This window comes from Thalassotalea sp. ND16A (assembly GCF_000764205.1).
Lineage (GTDB): Bacteria > Pseudomonadota > Gammaproteobacteria > Enterobacterales > Alteromonadaceae > Thalassotalea_A.
On sequence record NZ_JQDZ01000069.1, the window covers coordinates 1 to 984 of the forward strand.

Genomic DNA, 984 nt, shown 5'->3' on the forward strand with positions numbered 1-984 from the left:
TGACGTGGTTTAATGGATTCGACTACCCCAGTTAAGAGATAATAGACTTAACTGGAGAAAAAAAATGACAGCACGTAAAAAATATTCAAAAGAATTTAAGCTTGATGCAATAGCATTAGTCGTTGAACAAAATTATAGCCAAGCTGAAGCGTCAAGAAATCTAGGGATAAACCCTAATATGTTAGGCCGCTGGATCAAAGAAGCAGAAAATGATGATGGTCTTGCTTTTCGGGGTAATGGAAAGCTCACACCTGAACAAGATGAGATCCGAAAATTAAAAGCACAAGTTAAACGCCTAGAAATGGAGCGTGAGATATTAAAAAAAGCGACGGTCTTCTTTGCCAAAGAAACGAAATAAAGTATTCGTTTATTACCCAACATAAGAAGACCTGGCCAGTGGCTTTGATGTGCCAAATACTGGGTGTTAAAAGTAACAATTATTACAGTTTTCAGAAACGAAAAAACAACGCTCCTGATGACTCAGCGCATCAAGAAATGATTGATATAGTTAAAGATATCGCGAAGTTCAGTGATAACACCTATGGTGCAAGGCGCATTCAAAAAGTGTTGAATGCATTAAGCTTCCCTGTGAGTCGTAGAAAGACCGCTAAATTAATGAAAGAAGCCGACGTTTGGGTTCGTTATAAAAAGAAATATAAAGTTACGACAAATAGCGATCATAATAAACCAGTGTATCAAAATGAGCTTAAGCAAAACTTTCATGTTGATGAGCCTAATCAGGCATGGGTTGGCGATATCAGCTACGTTTGGACCTCTGAAGGCTGGCTATATTTGGCGGTTGTTATAGACCTATACTCACGAAAAGTAGTTGGTTGGAGTATGGGATCAAGAATGAAAGCCGATCTTGTTTGTGATGCATTAACTATGGCTATTTGGCAGCGACAACCCAAAGCAGGTCTTATCGTTCACTCTGATCAAGGCGTTCAATATGCTAGCCACAAATACAGAAAGCTAATTAAATCG

The 984-nt window shown here is 38.5% G+C and carries 1 pseudogene; it reads left to right on the forward strand.

Going from position 1 to position 984, the window contains the following annotated elements:
* Nucleotides 1-64 precede the first annotated feature (64 nt).
* Nucleotides 65-984: pseudogene (locus ND16A_RS20660) on the forward strand (IS3 family transposase); the annotation flags it as partial.